This is a genomic window from Pseudomonas sp. FFUP_PS_473 (genome assembly GCF_002858665.1).
Classification (GTDB): domain Bacteria; phylum Pseudomonadota; class Gammaproteobacteria; order Pseudomonadales; family Pseudomonadaceae; genus Aquipseudomonas; species Aquipseudomonas defluvii.
In genome coordinates, this window is record NZ_PJQQ01000049.1 from 12513 (window position 1) to 30296 (window position 17784).

Sequence of the window (17784 nt, forward strand, 5' to 3'; positions counted from 1 at the left end):
CTATGAAAGCCTTGTGTTGTGCCGGTTTGTTGTTGATGTCGATGGCCGGTTCTCTGGTTCCGATGCATGCCTGGGCGAGGGCGGACGCTGTCGCGGAATCGTCGCATCCGACGGGCACCGCCAAGGTGGCGAGTAAGCCTGTCGCAAAAGAGGCTGTGCCGCATGCCAAGGCGGGCTCTGCGTCCACTCAGAAATCTTCGGGCAAGACCACCAGGCGCAAGCATGCGGATGCCATTGCGGCGCCATTGCCCACGCCTCGATTGGACCTTAGCCTGCCTTTGAGTATGGTGGGCGGGCTGCAGCCGGGCAGTGCAAGCGAAGCTCAATTGCATCGCCCGCTCTTGCCGGCCATGTTTGGTGAGAAACCCAAGGAAGAAAGCCCGTTTCAGCTCAATGGTCGTCTGCTCAGCAACGAAATGCAGCTGCAACTGCGCAACGACAGCCGTCAGGATGTCGAAGGTGCGGCCATCGAATTCGAGTTCAAACAGTAAGCTCGGGCCTGACTGGTTGGTCTGTTTTCGTCCTGTGATATTTCATCCTGCCGGTAATTTCAAACGACCGTTTTAGCGGTTACTATCCCGACGTGTTCATCCATTTTGATTCCGAGGTACTGCCGTCATGAAGTGTCGTGAAGGCTGTGGCGCCTGCTGCATTGCTCCGTCCATCAGTTCGCCGATACCAGGAATGCCCAATGGCAAGCCTGCTGGCGAGCGCTGTATCCATCTGTCTGTCGTCAACCTGTGTGGATTGTTCGGTAAGCCCGAGCGCCCAGCTGTGTGTTCGGCGTTCATGGCGGATGTGGAGGTGTGTGGCGGTGATCGCGATGAGGCGATCAGGATCCTGGGGTGGCTGGAGCAGATGACAGCAGCTTGAATACGTAGATCTTCGACAATAAGGAACAAGAGCATGGGATCGTTTAAGCGGATGGCGTTGGTGTGTGCTGTAGGTGCGTTGCTGGCGCCTCTGGCGCAGGCGGAAAGTTGGCAGGTGGCAAAGGATGAGCAGGGCATCAAGGTGTCCCTGAGTGAAGTGGCGGGGTCCAAATACAAGGCTTACCGTGGGGTGACCTTGATCAAGGCCAATGTCGCCAAGCTGCGTGCGTTGCACGAAGATGTGGTCGGGGCCTGCGCCTGGATACATGAATGCAAGGTGCAGAAGTTGCTCAAGCGGGAGGGTAACCAGACCTGGACCTACACCCAGTTCAATACGCCTTGGCCGGTGACGCCGCGTGATTCAATTCTCAAGGTAACCACCGAAGATGCGGCGGATGGCAGTGTTGTGCGCAAGCTGGAAGGTTTGCCCAGCTATTTGCCTGAAGAAAAAGGCTTTGTGCGGGTGGCTCAGGTCGAGGGCTTCTGGAAGTTCGAGCCTAAGGGTGACAGCACCGAAGTCACCTATCAGGTGCACACCGAGCCGGGTGGTAGCGTGCCGTCCTGGTTGGCGAACAGTTTTGTCGTAGAGGCACCGTTCAACACGCTGAAGGCATTGAAAGAGAAAGCCGAGAAGCCCTGACTTCACGGGAACAAAAAAGGCTGCCCGAGGGCAGCCTTTTTTGTGTTCAGCGCTGCAGGGCAGGGCTTACTTGCGGTCGGACAGCTTGACGATGTCGCGTGCTTCGTAGCCGGTGTACAGCTGGCGCGGACGGCCAATCTTGTACGGGCTGGAGAGCATTTCTTTCCAGTGCGAGATCCAGCCGACGGTGCGTGCCAGGGCGAAGATCACGGTGAACATGCTGGTCGGAATGCCGATCGCCTTGAGGATGATCCCCGAGTAGAAGTCGACGTTCGGGTACAGCGAGCGCTCGATGAAGTAAGGATCGGTCAGGGCGATCTCTTCCAGGCGCATGGCCAGTTCCAGCTGCGGATCGTTGGTGATGCCCAGCTCGCGCAGGACTTCATCGCAGGTCTTTTTCATCACGGTGGCGCGCGGGTCGCGGTTTTTGTAAACGCGGTGACCGAAGCCCATCAGTTTGAACGGATCGTTCTTGTCCTTGGCCTTGGCGATGAACTTGTCGATGTTCGAGACATCGCCAATTTCATCGAGCATGGTCAGTACGGCCTCGTTGGCGCCGCCGTGGGCAGGGCCCCACAGTGCAGCGATACCGGCGGCAATACAGGCGAACGGGTTGGCGCCCGAGGAGCCTGCCAGGCGCACGGTGGAGGTCGAAGCGTTCTGCTCGTGGTCGGCATGGAGGATGAAGATCCGGTCCATTGCCTTGGCCAGTACCGGGCTGATCGGTTTGATCTCGCACGGGGTGTTGAACATCATGTGCAGGAAGTTTTCCGCATACGACAGGTCGTTGCGGGGGTACATCATGGGTTGACCCATGGAGTACTTGTAAACCATCGCCGCCAGGGTCGGCATTTTCGCGACCAGGCGTACCGCGGAGATTTCGCGGTGCTGCGGGTTATTGATGTCCAGCGAGTCATGATAGAACGCCGACAGGGCGCCAACCACGCCGCACATGACCGCCATAGGGTGCGCGTCGCGACGGAAGCCGTTGAAGAACGACTTCAGTTGCTCGTGAACCATGGTGTGGTTTTTCACGGTGCTGACAAACTGAGCCTTCTGCTCGGCGTTCGGCAGTTCGCCGTTCAGCAGCAGGTAGCAGGTTTCCAGGTAGTCGGATTGCTCGGCGAGCTGTTCGATAGGGTAGCCGCGATGCAGCAGGATGCCCTTGTCGCCATCAATATAGGTGATCTTCGACTCGCAGGATGCGGTCGCCATGAAACCGGGGTCGAAAGTGAAGTGACCCGTGGCCCCCAACCCTCTAACGTCGATAACATCGGGACCAACGGTGCCGGTTAAAATGGGCAGCTCGACGGGGGCTGCGCCCTCGATGACCAACTGCGCTTTTTTGTCAGCCATGTGGCCTCCTATTAATGCTTGAAATCATCAGACAGACCCCCCACGCAGGGCCCGCACCACTATAGTGAGATAAATTCGAATGTCAATTTGCCTAAAGCACGGTTGTAAAGGGCTCTGGGCGCTGTTTTTCCTCGAAATTGCTGCCCGTTTACGCCTTTTGTCGGGTAAAGGCAATGAGCTATTTGGGCTAGGCCTTTTCGTTGTCATTAGTAGCCTAACTGTCTATACTCGGCACCCGACCGCCAGGGGCTTTGAAGCCTGTGTTGCTGGGGTCGTCACTCCCTGGGTGGTGGGTACCTGACCAGTACACTTACCAACAACTTTGCCCTGCTTGCTAGGGGCTCTTCAGTGTGAAAAAAGCCGTGAAAAGCCAACGACCTGTAAACCTCGACCTAAGGACCATCAAACTCCCTGTCACTGCTTACACGTCCATTCTTCACCGCATCTCCGGTGTCATCCTTTTCCTGGGCCTGGCCATCATGCTTTATGCATTGGGCAAATCCCTGGGTTCCGAGGAAGGCTTCGGTGAGGTGAAAGCGTGTTTGACCAGCCCGCTGGCCAAGCTTGTGATTTGGGGTCTTCTGTCCGCCTTGCTGTATCACTTGGTTGCCGGTGTGCGCCACTTGATCATGGATATGGGCATCGGTGAAACGCTGGAAGGCGGCAAACTGGGCTCGAAAATTGTCATCGCCGTCTCCGTGGTGGTGATTGTTCTGGCAGGAGTGTGGATATGGTAACCAACGTCACGAACCTCTCGCGTTCGGGCCTCTATGACTGGATGGCGCAGCGCGTTTCTGCGGTCGTTCTCGCGGCTTACTTCATTTTTCTGATTGGCTACCTGGTCGCGCACCCGGGAATGGACTACGCCCAGTGGCACGGTCTGTTCTCCAACAATGCGATGCGTATTTTCAGTCTGCTGGCACTGGTGGCTCTGGGCGCTCACGCCTGGGTCGGCATGTGGACCATCGCGACGGACTACCTGACGCCAATGGCGTTCGGCAAGTCGGCGACTGCAATACGTTTCCTGTTCCAGGCTGTATGCGGTGTTGCGATGTTCGCGTACTTCGTCTGGGGTGTGCAGATTCTCTGGGGTATCTGATTCATGGCTAACATTCCTACGATTTCTTTCGACGCCATCATCATTGGTGGTGGCGGTGCCGGCATGCGCGCTGCGCTGCAGTTGGCTCAAGGTGGTCACAAGACTGCTGTAATCACCAAGGTCTTCCCGACCCGTTCGCACACTGTATCGGCCCAGGGTGGTATCACCTGTGCAATCGCTTCGGCTGACCCGAACGACGATTGGCGCTGGCACATGTACGATACTGTCAAGGGTTCCGACTACATCGGTGACCAGGACGCTATCGAATACATGTGTCAGGAAGGCCCGGCTGCGGTCTTCGAGCTGGATCACATGGGCCTGCCGTTCTCCCGTACTGAAACCGGTCGTATCTACCAGCGTCCGTTCGGTGGCCAGTCCAAGGACTTCGGTAAAGGTGGTCAGGCTGCACGTACCTGTGCCGCTTCCGACCGTACCGGCCACGCACTGCTGCACACCCTGTATCAGGGCAACCTGAAGGCAGGCACCACCTTCCTGAACGAGTGGTATGCCGTTGATCTGGTCAAGAACCAGGATGGCGCATTCGTCGGTGTGATCGCGATCTGCATCGAAACCGGTGAAACCGTTTACATCCGTGCCAAGGCTACCGTACTGGCCACTGGTGGCGCGGGTCGTATCTACGCATCGACCACCAACGCCCTGATCAACACCGGTGACGGCGTTGGCATGGCGCTGCGTGCCGGCGTGCCGGTGCAGGACATTGAAATGTGGCAGTTCCACCCGACCGGTATTGCCGGCGCTGGTGTACTGGTTACCGAAGGTTGCCGTGGTGAAGGTGGTTACCTCATCAACAAGCACGGCGAGCGTTTCATGGAGCGTTATGCGCCGAACGCCAAAGACCTTGCCGGTCGTGACGTTGTGGCCCGTTCCATGGTTAAAGAGATCATCGCTGGCAACGGCTGTGGCCCGAACGGCGACCACGTGATGCTCAAGCTCGATCACCTGGGTGAGGAAGTGCTGCACAGCCGCCTGCCAGGTATCTGTGAGCTGTCCAAGACCTTCGCCCACGTCGACCCAGTGGTCGCGCCGGTACCGGTCGTTCCAACCTGCCACTACATGATGGGCGGCGTTGCCACCAACATTCATGGCCAGGCCATCACCATGAACGCTGACGGTGCAGACACCATTATCCCGGGCCTGTTCGCGGTCGGTGAAGTGGCGTGCGTATCGGTTCACGGTGCAAACCGTCTGGGCGGTAACTCGCTGCTCGACCTGGTGGTATTCGGTCGCGCTGCTGGCCTGCACCTGGAAAAAGCCCTGAGCGACGGTATCGAATACCGTGACGCCAGCGATACCGACGTCGACGTCGCGCTGAACCGTCTGCGCAAGCTCAATGAGCGCAACACCGGTGAAGACGTTGCTACCCTGCGTCGCGAGCTGCAAAGCTGCATGCAGAACTATTTCGGTGTATTCCGTACTGGCGAATACATGCAGAAAGGTATCAAGCAGTTGGCCGATCTGCGTGAGCGTATCGCTAACGTCAAGATCAACGACAAGTCCCAGGCCTTCAACACCGCGCGTATCGAAGCGCTGGAGCTGCAGAACCTGCTGGAAGTTGCCGAAGCGACTGCTATCGCTGCTGAAACTCGTAAAGAGTCTCGCGGTGCTCATGCCCGTGAAGACTTCGAAGATCGCGACGACGAAAACTGGCTGTGCCACACCCTGTACTTCCCGGGTGAGAAACGTGTTGCCAAGCGTGCAGTCAACTTCGCGCCGAAAACCGTGCCTGCTTTCGAGCCTAAAGTCCGGACTTACTAAGGGTGGCCGCCATGTTGCAAGTCGAAGTTTATCGTTACAACCCGGATACCGACTCTGCGCCTAAAACTCAGGTGTTCCAGGTCGATACCGGTGGCAAAGATCTGATGGTGCTGGACGTATTGGCACTGATCAAGGAACAGGACGAAGGTTTCTCGTATCGTCGCTCCTGCCGCGAGGGCGTTTGCGGCTCCGACGGCATGAACATCAACGGCAAGAACGGCCTGGCGTGCATTACGCCGCTGTCGTCGGTGGTCAAGGGCAACAAGCTGGTGATTCGCCCGCTGCCTGGCCTGCCAGTCATTCGTGACCTGGTCGTCGATATGAGCATCTTCTACAAGCAGTACGAGAAGGTGAAGCCTTACCTGCAGAACGACACGCCGGCTCCGGCCATCGAACGTCTGCAGTCGCCAGAAGAGCGTGAGAAGCTGGACGGTCTGTACGAGTGCATCCTGTGCGCTTGCTGCTCGACTTCCTGCCCTTCGTTCTGGTGGAACCCAGACAAGTTCCTCGGTCCAGCTGCACTGCTGCAAGCCTATCGTTTCCTGGCTGACAGCCGTGACACCAAGACCCAAGAGCGTCTGGCGTCCCTGGATGACCCGTTCAGCGTGTTCCGTTGCCGTGGAATCATGAACTGCGTAAACGTTTGCCCGAAAGGTCTGAACCCGACCAAGGCAATCGGTCACGTACGTAACATGCTGCTGCAAAGCGGTACCTGATTTTAAAATGTTGTACCCGTAGTACGCCGAGGTGCGGGCCATTGCCCGCACCAAGGTGAAACCCGAGCGAAGGCCCAAAAAGCCCTAGCTTTTACCTATGAAGATATGAGACCAGCAGGGGCTTCCGGGCTGGTACCCGGAAAATCTGTAGGATCCTCGGTGGCTTGGTTCGGTCGCTGCACTCGGACTTTTCCAGGCTTTCTGTGGCTCTTGCCGATCTGTCCCCTAACCGAGGGTGACCAAGCATGCAAGAAAGCGTGATGCAGCGCATGTGGGATAGCGCCCACCTTTCAGGTGGTAACGCTGCATATGTGGAAGAGCTCTACGAACTCTACCTGCACGACCCTAACGCTGTGCCAGAAGAGTGGCGCACTTACTTTCAGAAGTTGCCCGCCGAAGGCAGCACTGCTACCGATGTATCGCACTCTACAATCCGCGACCATTTCGTTCTGCTGGCAAAGAACCAGCGCCGCGCTCAACCGGTTTCTGCCGGCAGCGTGAGCAGCGAGCACGAGAAGAAGCAGGTTGAAGTGCTGCGACTGATCCAAGCCTACCGTATGCGCGGCCACCAAGCTGCCAAGCTCGACCCTCTGGGGTTGTGGCAGCGCCCTGCGCCTGTAGACTTGTCGATCAATCATTACGGCTTGACCAATGCCGATCTTGATACGACTTTCCGTGCCGGCGACCTGTTTATCGGCAAAGAGGAAGCGAGCCTACGCGAAATCTTCGACGCTTTGCAGCAGACATATTGCCGCACCATTGGCGCCGAGTTCACTCACATCGTCGACTCCGAGCAGCGCAGCTGGTTCCAGCAGCGTCTGGAGAGCGTACGTGGTCGCCCAGCTTTTTCTGCAGACGTTCAGAGCCACTTGCTCGAGCGCGTCACTGCAGCTGAAGGTCTGGAAAAATACCTGGGCACCAAGTACCCAGGCACCAAGCGTTTCGGCCTGGAAGGCGGCGAGAGCCTGATTCCGATGCTGGACGAGCTGATCCAGCGCTCCGGTTCCTATGGCACCAAGGAAGTCGTGATCGGCATGGCCCACCGTGGCCGCTTGAACGTTCTGGTCAACACCTTCGGTAAAAACCCGCGCGACCTGTTCGACGAGTTCGAAGGCAAGAAGAAGGTCGAACTGGGTTCCGGTGACGTTAAGTATCACCAGGGCTTCTCTTCCAACGTAATGACCGCCGGCGGTGAAGTTCACCTGGCCATGGCGTTCAACCCATCCCACCTGGAAATCGTCTCGCCAGTAGTGGAAGGTTCGGTACGCGCCCGTCAGGATCGCCGTAACGACAGCGTTGGTGACAAGGTTCTGCCAATTTCCATCCACGGTGACGCGGCATTCGCCGGTCAGGGCGTGGTCATGGAAACCTTCCAGATGTCGCAGACCCGCGGTTTCAAAACCGGCGGTACTGTTCACATCGTGATCAACAACCAGGTTGGTTTCACCATCAGCAACCCGCTGGACTCGCGTTCCACCGAGTACTGCACCGACGTCGCCAAGATGATTCAGGCGCCGATCCTGCACGTTAACGGTGACGATCCGGAAGCGGTCCTGTTCGTGACTCAGCTGGCTGTCGACTACCGTATGCAGTTCAAGCGTGACGTGGTCATCGACCTGGTCTGCTACCGCCGCCGTGGTCACAACGAAGCTGACGAACCAAACGGCACTCAGCCGTTGATGTACCAGCAGATCGCCAAGCAACGCACGACGCGCGAACTGTATGCCGAGAGCCTGATTCAGGCCGGTCGTCTGGACGTCGAGCGCGTACAGGCCAAGGTTGACGAGTACCGCAATGCGCTGGATAACGGCCTGCATGTGGTCAAGAGCCTGGTCAAAGAGCCGAACAAGGAACTGTTCGTTGACTGGCGTCCGTACCTGGGCCATGCCTGGACTGCGCGTCACGACACTCGCTTTGACTTGAAGACCCTGCAGGAACTGTCGGCCAAGTTGCTGGACCTGCCGGAAGGCTTTGTGGTTCAGCGTCAGGTTTCGAAGATCTACGAAGACCGTCAGAAGATGCAGGCCGGTGGCTTGCCAATCAACTGGGGCTACGCCGAAACCATGGCCTACGCGACCTTGCTGTTCGAAGGTCACCCGGTGCGTATCACCGGTCAGGACGTTGGTCGCGGCACCTTCTCGCACCGCCATGCGGCGCTGCACAACCAGAAGGACGCCAGCACCTATCTGCCACTGCAGAACCTGTATGCCGGTCAGCCGAAGTTTGACCTGTACGACTCCTTCCTCTCGGAAGAAGCGGTACTGGCCTTCGAATACGGTTACTCGACCACCACGCCTAACGCGCTGGTGATCTGGGAAGCCCAGTTCGGTGACTTCGCCAACGGTGCCCAGGTCGTTGTCGACCAGTTCATCACCAGCGGTGAGCACAAGTGGGGCCGTCTGTGCGGTCTGACCATGCTGCTGCCTCACGGTTATGAAGGGCAGGGGCCTGAGCACTCCTCGGCACGTCTGGAGCGTTACCTGCAGCTGTGCGCCGAGCACAACGTTCAGGTTTGCGTACCGACCACCCCGGCTCAGATCTACCACCTGCTGCGTCGCCAGGTCATTCGTCCGCTGCGTAAGCCGCTGATCGTCCTGACGCCGAAGTCGCTGCTGCGCCACAAACTGGCCATCTCGACGCTGGAAGAACTGGCCGAAGGCTCGTTCCAGACTGTAATCCCGGAAATCGATACCCTCGATCCGAAAAAGGTTACCCGCCTGGTTCTGTGCAGCGGCAAGGTCTACTACGATCTGCTGGAAAAACGTCGTGCCGAAGGTCGTGAAGACATCGCCATCGTGCGTATCGAGCAACTGTATCCGTTCCCTGAGGACGATCTGGTCGAAATCCTCGCGCCTTACACCAACCTGAAGGATGTGGTGTGGTGCCAGGAAGAGCCGATGAACCAGGGCGCTTGGTACAGCAGTCAGCACCACATGCGTCGCATCCTGACCCGTCACAACAAGGACCTGGTCCTTGAGTACGCTGGTCGTGACGCGTCGGCAGCACCTGCCTGTGGTTACGCTTCGATGCACGCCGAGCAGCAGGAAAAACTGCTGCAAGATGCTTTCACTGTTTAATGCCACCGCGCACAAGAAACCGAATTTAAGGAACCATTGATAATGGCTATCGAGATCAAAGCCCCTACTTTCCCGGAATCGGTTGCCGATGGCACCGTAGCCACTTGGCACAAGAAACCGGGCGACGCCGTCAAGCGTGACGAGCTGATCGTTGACATCGAGACCGACAAGGTCGTTCTGGAAGTGCTGGCCACTGCCGACGGCGTGCTGGGCGCGATCGTCAAGAACGAAGGCGACACCGTTTTGTCTGACGAAGTACTGGGTTCCATCACTGAAGGTGCTGCTGCCGCTGCTGCTCCGGCCGCTGCTGCCGCGCCTGCCCAGGCCGCTGCTGCTGTCGAAGCCGGTGAAGAAGACCCGATTGCTGCGCCTGCCGCACGCAAGCTGGCCGAAGAGAACGGCATCGACCTGGCCAGCGTTGCTGGTACTGGCAAAGGTGGTCGCGTTACCAAGGAAGACGTTGTTGCTGCCGTTGCTGCCAAGAAAGCCGCTCCGGCCGCTGCTCCAGCTGCCAAGGCTGCTGCCCCAGCCGCTGCCGTACCGGTCATGGCCACTGGTGACCGCACCGAGAAGCGCGTACCGATGACCCGCCTGCGTGCCAAGGTTGCCGAGCGTCTGGTTGAAGCTCAGTCCAACATGGCGATGCTGACCACCTTCAATGAAGTCGACATGACCGAAGTCATGGCACTGCGTTCGAAGTACAAGGACCTGTTCGAGAAGTCCCACAACGGCGTTCGCCTGGGCTTCATGTCGTTCTTCGTCAAGGCTGCTACCGAAGCGCTGAAGCGTTTCCCAGCGGTCAACGCCTCGATCGACGGTAGCGATATCGTTTACCACGGCTACGCCGACATCGGTGTTGCCGTGTCCAGCGACCGTGGTCTGGTGGTACCGGTTCTGCGTAACGCCGAACTGATGAGCCTGGCTGAAATCGAAGGCGGCATCGCCACGTTCGGCAAGAAAGCCCGTGACGGTAAGCTGTCGATCGAAGAAATGACCGGCGGTACCTTCACGATCACCAACGGTGGTACATTCGGTTCGATGATGTCGACCCCGATCGTTAACCCGCCACAGGCGGCGATTCTGGGCATGCACAACATCATTCAGCGCCCAATGGCAATCAACGGTCAGGTCGTGATCCGTCCGATGATGTACCTGGCGCTGTCCTACGATCACCGTTTGATCGACGGTAAAGAAGCCGTGACCTTCCTGGTGACTATCAAGAACCTGCTGGAAGATCCGGCTCGTCTGCTGCTCGATATCTAAAAACAGCTGCACGTTGCAAGGGGCCAGCTTCCTTACGGAAGCGGGCCTTCTTGCAGCCTGAAGCTTGTGGCTTGTAGCTAAAAGGAATCCTTTATGACCCAGAAATTCGACGTAGTAGTTATCGGTGCGGGCCCTGGCGGCTATGTAGCCGCCATCAAGGCCGCACAACTTGGTCTGAAGACTGCCTGTATCGAGAAGTACACCGACGGCGAAGGCAAGCTGGCCCTGGGCGGTACCTGCCTGAACGTTGGCTGCATTCCTTCCAAGGCGCTGCTGGACAGCTCCTGGAAATACCACGAAGCCAAGGACGCATTCGGCGTTCACGGTATCACCACTGGTGAAGTGAAGATGGACGTTCCTGCGATGGTTGGCCGCAAGGCGAACATCGTCAAGAACCTGACCGGCGGCGTTGCTACCCTGTTCAAGGCTAACGGCGTTACTTCGATCCAGGGCCACGGCAAACTGCTGGCTGGCAAGAAAGTCGAAGTCACCAAGGCTGACGGCACCGTTGAAGTCATCGAAGCCGAGAACGTGATCCTGGCTTCCGGCTCGCGTCCGATCGACATTCCACCGGCTCCGGTTGATCAGAAAGTCATCGTCGACTCCACTGGCGCCCTGGAATTCCAGGCAGTGCCTAAGCGTCTGGGTGTTATCGGTGCTGGCGTTATCGGTCTGGAACTGGGCTCTGTCTGGTCGCGTCTGGGCGCTCAGGTTACCGTTCTGGAAGCGCTGGACACCTTCCTGATGGCTGCCGACACTGCCGTCTCCAAGGAAGCCCTGAAGACCCTGACCAAGCAAGGTCTGGACGTCAAGCTGGGTGCGCGTGTGACTGGCTCCAAGGTCAACGGCGAAGAAGTCGAAGTGACCTACACCGACGCCAACGGCGAACAGAAAATCACCTTCGACAAGCTGATCGTTGCGGTCGGCCGTCGTCCAGTGACCACTGACCTGCTGGCAGCTGACAGCGGCGTGACCATCGACGAGCGTGGTTTCATCTTCGTCGACGACTACTGCGCTACCAGCGTACCGGGCGTCTACGCCATTGGTGACGTGGTTCGCGGCATGATGCTGGCGCACAAGGCGTCGGAAGAGGGCATCATGGTTGTCGAGCGCATCAAGGGTCACAAGGCCCAGATGAACTATGACCTGATCCCTTCGGTTATCTACACCCACCCGGAAATCGCGTGGGTCGGCAAGACCGAACAAGCCTTGAAGGCTGAAGGCGTTGAGGTTAACGTGGGCACCTTCCCGTTCGCGGCCAGTGGTCGTGCGATGGCTGCCAACGATACCGGTGGTTTCGTCAAGGTTATTGCCGACGCCAAGACCGACCGCGTACTGGGTGTACATGTGATTGGCCCAAGCGCCGCCGAACTGGTGCAGCAGGGTGCAATCGCGATGGAATTCGGCACCAGCGCCGAAGACCTGGGCATGATGGTTTTCTCCCATCCGACCCTGTCCGAAGCGCTGCATGAAGCCGCGCTGGCTGTGAATGGCGGTGCCATTCACGTAGCGAACCGTAAAAAGCGTTAAATAATAAGAAACCACGGCGGACGGCCCGTCGTGAGTCTTGCTTGCATGACTCACCGCGGAAAGTTCGCCGGACTCGAGTCTGGTGAGGCAACTTTCCAGGCAAGCAGTCACAGGTGGCGCGGCACCCGAAAGGGCGCAGCGCCGAAGCGCAGTACCTAACGAAGACGGTAAAAAGAATGAATCTTCACGAGTATCAGGGTAAGCAGCTGTTCGCTGAATACGGCCTGCCAGTTTCCAAGGGTTTCGCAGTCGATACCCCTGAAGCTGCAGCAGAAGCTTGCGAAAAGATCGGCGGTACCGAATGGGTTGTAAAAGCCCAGGTTCACGCTGGCGGTCGCGGTAAAGCGGGTGGCGTTAAGCTGGTTCGCAGCAAAGAAGACGCAAAAGCGTTCGCTGCACAATGGTTGGGCAAGCGTCTGGTGACCTACCAGACTGACGCCAACGGTCAACCAGTCACCAAGATCCTGGTCGAATCCTGCACTGACATCGCCAAGGAACTGTACCTGGGCGCTGTAGTCGATCGTTCGAGCCGTCGCATCGTGTTCATGGCGTCCACCGAAGGTGGCGTGGACATCGAGAAAATTGCTCACGATACCCCTGAAAAAATCCTCAAGGCTACTATCGATCCACTGGTTGGCGCTCAGCCATTCCAGGGTCGTGAACTGGCGTTCCAGCTGGGTCTGGAAGGCAAGCAGGTTGCTCAGTTCGCCAAGATTTTCACCGGTCTGGCCAAGCTGTTCAAAGACCATGACCTGGCACTGCTGGAAGTGAACCCGCTGGTGATCAAGGCCGACGGCGATCTGCATTGCCTCGATGCCAAGATCAACATCGACGCCAACGCCATGTACCGTCAGCCTAAGCTGAAGACCTTCCACGACCCGTCGCAAGACGACGCGCGTGAAGCCCATGCTGCCCAGTTCGAACTGAACTACGTGGCACTGGAAGGTAACATCGGCTGCATGGTCAACGGTGCTGGCCTGGCCATGGGTACCATGGACATCGTCAACCTGCACGGCGGCAAGCCAGCCAACTTCCTCGACGTAGGTGGCGGCGCAACCAAAGAGCGCGTAACCGAAGCGTTCAAGATCATCCTGTCCGACAGCAATGTCGCTGCAGTATTGGTCAACATTTTCGGCGGTATCGTTCGTTGCGACATGATTGCCGAAGGCATCATCGGCGCAGTGAAAGAAGTCGGCGTCAAAGTGCCGGTCGTTGTTCGTCTGGAAGGCAACAACGCCGAACTGGGCGCTAAAGTACTGGCAGAAAGCGGTTTGAACATCATCGCGGCAACCAGCCTGACCGACGCTGCTCAACAAGTTGTCAAAGCTGCGGAGGGCAAGTAATGAGCGTCCTGATCAATAAAGATACCAAAGTCATCTGCCAGGGCTTCACTGGCTCGCAGGGTACTTTCCACTCCGAACAAGCCATCGCCTACGGCACCAAGATGGTCGGCGGCGTGACCCCAGGCAAGGGTGGTACCACCCACCTGAACCTGCCGGTGTTCAACACCGTCAAGGAAGCCGTTGCTGCCACTGGCGCCGACGCTTCGGTCATCTACGTTCCAGCGCCTTTCTGCAAGGACTCGATCCTGGAAGCGGCGTTCGGCGGTATCAAGCTGATCGTCTGCATCACCGAAGGCATTCCAACCCTGGACATGCTGGACGCGAAGGTCAAGTGTGACGAGCTGGGTGTTACCCTGATCGGCCCTAACTGCCCAGGCGTTATCACACCGGGCGAGTGCAAGATCGGCATCATGCCAGGTCACATTCACTTGCCAGGCAAAGTCGGTATCGTTTCCCGTTCCGGCACCCTGACCTATGAAGCCGTCAAGCAGACTACTGACGCCGGTTTCGGTCAGTCCACCTGCGTTGGTATCGGTGGTGACCCGATCCCAGGCTCCAACTTCATCGACATCCTGAAACTGTTCCAGGAAGACCCGAAGACCGAAGCGATTGTCATGATCGGTGAGATCGGCGGTTCTGCTGAAGAAGAAGCTGCTGCCTACATCAAGGCTCACGTGACCAAGCCAGTGGTTTCCTACATTGCTGGTGTGACTGCTCCTCCGGGCAAGCGCATGGGCCATGCTGGTGCAATCATCTCCGGCGGTAAAGGCACTGCAGACGAGAAATTCGCTGCCCTGCAAGACGCTGGCGTGAAAACTGTCCGTTCGTTGGCGGACATCGGCAAGGCCCTGGCTGAGCTGACCGGTTGGGCTGTCAAGTAAGCTTCGGCTGACTGACTGCTTCAACCACAAAGGCCACCTTCGGGTGGCCTTTGTGCGTTCTGGGCGATGCGCTAGTGGCGGGGGTATCAATCCCGGCATTTCCAGACGACCTGCACATTCGCACATCGGACAGGCGCCCCTGCAGCCGTGCGTTTCCGGCGTAAATTCGTTAACCTATGCACTCATTTTGTGCCCGCTCCTCAAAAGGGAACGACACGCTAAACGGGTCTGGCTAATCCGGTCAGACAGCATTTCCCTCACCCAAGGGGAAATCCCTCTCTAAATCCCGATTTCAGTAGTGTGGTATTTCCTTAATGAAAGTGTTGAAAGGCCAGGACATCCTGGCGCTTGGCTTTATGACGTTCGCGTTGTTCGTCGGAGCTGGCAATATTATTTTCCCGCCTATCGTTGGTTTGCAGTCCGGCCCTCATGTCTGGATGGCAGCGCTGGGTTTCCTGGTTACCGCGGTTGGTTTGCCGGTGATCACCGTGGTTGCACTGGCCAAGGTTGGCGGCGGTATGGACGCCCTGAGCAGCCCGATCGGCAAGGTCGCAGGTGGTCTGTTGGCGGCGGTCTGCTACCTGGCTGTTGGCCCGCTGTTCGCGACCCCGCGTACGGCTACCGTATCGTTTGAAGTGGGTATCGCGCCATTGGTGGGTGAAAACCCGGTTGCGCTGTTCCTGTATAGCCTGGTGTATTTCCTGGTCGTGCTGGCCGTGTCGATGTACCCCGGCAAATTGCTGGACACCGTAGGCCGCTTTCTTGCGCCGCTGAAGATTATCGCCCTGGCAGCGCTTGGCATCGCGGCATTCATGCTGCCTGCCGGCACGATTGGCGAGGCTCAACCCGCTTATGTGGCCGCACCGTTTTCCCAGGGCTTCATCAATGGTTACCTGACCATGGATACCCTGGGTGCGTTGGTGTTCGGTATCGTCATCGTCAACGCCATCCGCTCGCGGGGTGTCGAGTCGCCGCAGCTGATTACCCGTTACGCCATTATCGCCGGCCTGATTGCCGGCGTTGGCCTGGCGCTGGTGTATGTCAGCCTGTTCCGTCTTGGCGCAGGCAGCCACGACATCGCCATGGGGGCCACCAACGGCGCCGCCGTACTGCATGCCTATGTGCAGCATACGTTCGGCTCGCTCGGTAGCACGTTCCTGGCCGTGTTGATTGCGCTGGCCTGCCTGGTGACTGCGGTTGGCCTGACGTGCGCATGTGCTGAGTACTTCAGCCAGGTGCTGCCTCTGTCCTATCGTACCCTGGTGGTCATTCTGGCAGTGTTCTCGCTGGTGGTGTCGAACCTGGGGCTGACCAAGTTGATCCTGTTCTCGATTCCGTTGCTGACGGCCATCTACCCGCCGTGCATCGTGCTGGTCGGCCTGAGCTTCTGCAAAGAGCTGTGGCATTCGTCGGCGCGTATTCTGGCACCTGTGATGCTGGTCTCGCTGCTGTTTGGCCTGGTCGATGCCATCAAGGGCACGTCGCTGGCAAGCTGGTTGCCTGAGTCACTGGCGAACCTGCCGCTGAGCGAGCAGGGCCTGGCCTGGTTGGTACCGAGTGTGGCGACCCTGGTCGTGGCGGTGGTCTTTGACCGCCTGCTCGGCAAGCCGCGCGAAGCCCTGGCCTGAGCCGATAGCGTTCGCCCAAGGTTGACGCCGGCCACAAGCCATCGTGCGTCAGCTTAGGCAGATGCCCAACCCCACATCCGATAAAGATGTGGGGTTTTTCGTTTATGGGGTGTGACGTGTCTTTTTTTGTGATAAAGCGTCGAAAGGCCATCGACGCACTTTACTGTGCGCGAAACCTCTTGATCAGGACCGTCCATGAGCTTCATTCAAAGCAATCTGATTAATCTACTGGCTGTTTGCTGGTTCGTTGTCTGCTGGGGTGGCTACACCCGTTATGCCACCTGGAAAGGCCGTGACACGGCGTGCCTGGCCAGTGTTCTGCACCTGTACCGCGAAGATTGGATGCGCCGCATGTTGTTGCGCGACAACCGGATTGCCGATGCCAGTGTGATCGGTAACCTGGAGCGTAACGCCTCGTTTTTCGCTTCCAGTACGCTGATTATCCTCGCTGGCATCCTGACGGTGCTCGGTGCATCGGACCGGGCGCTGTCGTTGCTGGCTGATTTGCCGTTGGTGCAGCAAGCGTCGCAGAGCATGTCCGAGATCAAGTTGCTGTGCCTGGCAATGGTCTTTATCTATGCCTTCTTTACCTTCAGTTGGTGCATGCGCCAGTACAACTTTGCGGCCGTATTGGTGGGGTCTGCGCCGATGATTGGCGAGCGCCATGTCAGTGAGCAGGAACGTAAAGCGTTTGCCTCGCGTGCGGCACGGGTTGTTTCCCTGGCGGCCAACCAGTTCAACTTCGGGTTGCGCTCTTACTACTTTGGCCTGGCCTTACTCAGTTGGTTCATCAACCCCTGGTTATTCATGGCGACGAGTGCAGGTGTTGTGTTGGTACTTTACCGTCGGGAATTCCATTCCGATGTGCTCGAAGTTATGGTGTTTACCCCGACAGAAGCACCCATGCCTGAGGTCAATAAGGAACCTCTGGTTTGAACCGCTAGTGTGTTGTGCATTGTTATTGATGTTCAGGTCGACGTTACATGGGTTTTGACAGGCACAGGTTTTGAAAGGCATAAAAAAACCCGACAGTGTCGGGTTTTTTTTGCCGGGCGGCTGCTTAGTTAGCAGGCTTGGCTGGCGTTGCTTCTGGTGCTGGGGCAGCAGGCGCAGCAGCTTCAGCTTGGTCTTTGGCAGCTTCGACGGTTTCTTTAGCAGCATCGACAGTTTCTTTCGCCGCTTCGTTCACTTTATTCTGAGCTTCTTCGACTTTCTGTGCAGCTTGCTCAGCAGCCTTAGGTGCTTCTGGTGCTTTGGTTTCTGCAGCTTTGTCACAAGCAGCCAGACCCAGGGTAGCGGCCAGCATCAGGGCATAAGCAAAAGGTTTACGCATGGGGTGTTTCTCCTGGTGGAATACAGTTACTTGAACCCTTTGAGTTCAAGGCTGAGGAATAAGTTCCGCATACGATACAGATATATAACTGTTGGATCCATATAGACTTTTTTCTAGGCTTGTGCATCGGCGCAGATAACGACGGGGCTGAAGAAGATGAGTGAGACACCATTAATGGCGCAGGCTCAGCGCTTGGCGGTTGCAGGAGCTGAGTGCAACACGGTTATTGAATTGAAGCCGGAGCATCATGCCGCATTGCCATGGCATTTT

At 57.7% G+C, this 17784-nt stretch carries 16 protein-coding genes; 14 read left to right on the plus strand and 2 right to left on the minus strand.

Annotated features, from left to right (window positions below):
- Positions 1–2 precede the first annotated feature (2 nt).
- The 3 genes from CYD26_RS22865 (at position 3) to CYD26_RS22875 (ending at position 1512) form a co-directional block, all read left to right on the plus strand.
- Positions 3–491 (plus strand): hypothetical protein, encoded by a 489-nt coding sequence (locus CYD26_RS22865; RefSeq protein ID WP_065761906.1) that lies wholly within the window; start codon positions 3–5, stop codon positions 489–491.
- A 127-nt stretch (positions 492–618) separates the two neighbouring features.
- Entirely contained in the window at positions 619–873 is a 255-nt protein-coding gene (locus tag CYD26_RS22870) for a YkgJ family cysteine cluster protein (RefSeq protein ID WP_065761907.1), read from the plus strand.
- A gap of 33 nt (positions 874–906) precedes the next feature.
- Entirely contained in the window at positions 907–1512 is a 606-nt protein-coding gene (locus CYD26_RS22875; RefSeq protein WP_102053748.1) for an START domain-containing protein, read from the plus strand.
- A gap of 66 nt (positions 1513–1578) precedes the next feature.
- Here CYD26_RS22875 and gltA read toward each other — a convergent pair whose 3' ends face one another.
- Positions 1579–2868 carry a citrate synthase gene (gene gltA / locus CYD26_RS22880; protein ID WP_065759455.1) on the minus strand — a complete coding sequence of 430 codons (1290 nt, stop codon included), beginning with the start codon at positions 2866–2868 and terminating at the stop codon, positions 1579–1581.
- Positions 2869–3218: 350 nt separating this feature from the next.
- Between gltA and sdhC the strand changes: the two genes are divergently transcribed.
- From sdhC to CYD26_RS22935, 11 genes are all read left to right on the plus strand, one after another.
- Positions 3219–3605, plus strand: coding sequence for a succinate dehydrogenase, cytochrome b556 subunit (gene sdhC, locus CYD26_RS22885; RefSeq protein WP_176717419.1), 387 nt, complete (start codon positions 3219–3221; stop codon positions 3603–3605).
- Positions 3599–3967 carry a succinate dehydrogenase, hydrophobic membrane anchor protein gene (gene sdhD, locus CYD26_RS22890; RefSeq protein ID WP_065759454.1) on the plus strand — a complete coding sequence of 123 codons (369 nt, stop codon included), beginning with the start codon at positions 3599–3601 and terminating at the stop codon, positions 3965–3967. The genes sdhC and sdhD overlap by 7 nt, the downstream gene beginning before the upstream one ends.
- A 3-nt stretch (positions 3968–3970) precedes the next feature.
- A complete protein-coding gene (sdhA, locus tag CYD26_RS22895; protein ID WP_099774011.1) occupies positions 3971–5743 on the plus strand; it encodes a succinate dehydrogenase flavoprotein subunit in 1773 nt (590 codons plus the stop codon).
- 11 nt (positions 5744–5754) lie between these two features.
- Positions 5755–6459 (plus strand): succinate dehydrogenase iron-sulfur subunit, encoded by a 705-nt coding sequence (locus tag CYD26_RS22900; protein WP_065759452.1) that lies wholly within the window; start codon positions 5755–5757, stop codon positions 6457–6459.
- A gap of 245 nt (positions 6460–6704) precedes the next feature.
- Complete coding sequence (locus CYD26_RS22905; RefSeq protein ID WP_099774012.1) at positions 6705–9536, plus strand: 2-oxoglutarate dehydrogenase E1 component; 2832 nt, start codon at positions 6705–6707, stop codon at positions 9534–9536.
- 42 nt (positions 9537–9578) lie between these two features.
- Complete coding sequence (odhB, locus tag CYD26_RS22910; RefSeq protein WP_065759450.1) at positions 9579–10799, plus strand: 2-oxoglutarate dehydrogenase complex dihydrolipoyllysine-residue succinyltransferase; 1221 nt, start codon at positions 9579–9581, stop codon at positions 10797–10799.
- Positions 10800–10892: 93 nt separating this feature from the next.
- On the plus strand, positions 10893–12329 hold the full coding sequence (gene lpdA, locus CYD26_RS22915) for a dihydrolipoyl dehydrogenase (protein WP_065759449.1): 1437 nt from the start codon (positions 10893–10895) through the stop codon (positions 12327–12329).
- Positions 12330–12505: 176 nt separating this feature from the next.
- A complete protein-coding gene (sucC, locus tag CYD26_RS22920) occupies positions 12506–13672 on the plus strand; it encodes an ADP-forming succinate--CoA ligase subunit beta (RefSeq protein ID WP_065759448.1) in 1167 nt (388 codons plus the stop codon).
- Entirely contained in the window at positions 13672–14553 is an 882-nt protein-coding gene (gene sucD, locus CYD26_RS22925) for a succinate--CoA ligase subunit alpha (RefSeq protein ID WP_065759447.1), read from the plus strand. Before sucC ends, sucD begins: the two co-directional genes overlap by 1 nt.
- Positions 14554–14867: 314 nt before the next feature.
- Complete coding sequence (gene brnQ, locus CYD26_RS22930) at positions 14868–16181, plus strand: branched-chain amino acid transport system II carrier protein (RefSeq protein ID WP_102053749.1); 1314 nt, start codon at positions 14868–14870, stop codon at positions 16179–16181.
- Between the two features lie 195 nt (positions 16182–16376).
- Positions 16377–17117 (plus strand): DUF599 domain-containing protein, encoded by a 741-nt coding sequence (locus tag CYD26_RS22935; RefSeq protein ID WP_099774014.1) that lies wholly within the window; start codon positions 16377–16379, stop codon positions 17115–17117.
- A gap of 124 nt (positions 17118–17241) precedes the next feature.
- Here the strand turns inward: CYD26_RS22935 and CYD26_RS22940 are convergent, their stop codons facing one another.
- On the minus strand, positions 17242–17514 hold the full coding sequence (locus CYD26_RS22940) for a hypothetical protein (RefSeq protein WP_099774015.1): 273 nt from the start codon (positions 17512–17514) through the stop codon (positions 17242–17244).
- Positions 17515–17784 lie beyond the last annotated feature (270 nt).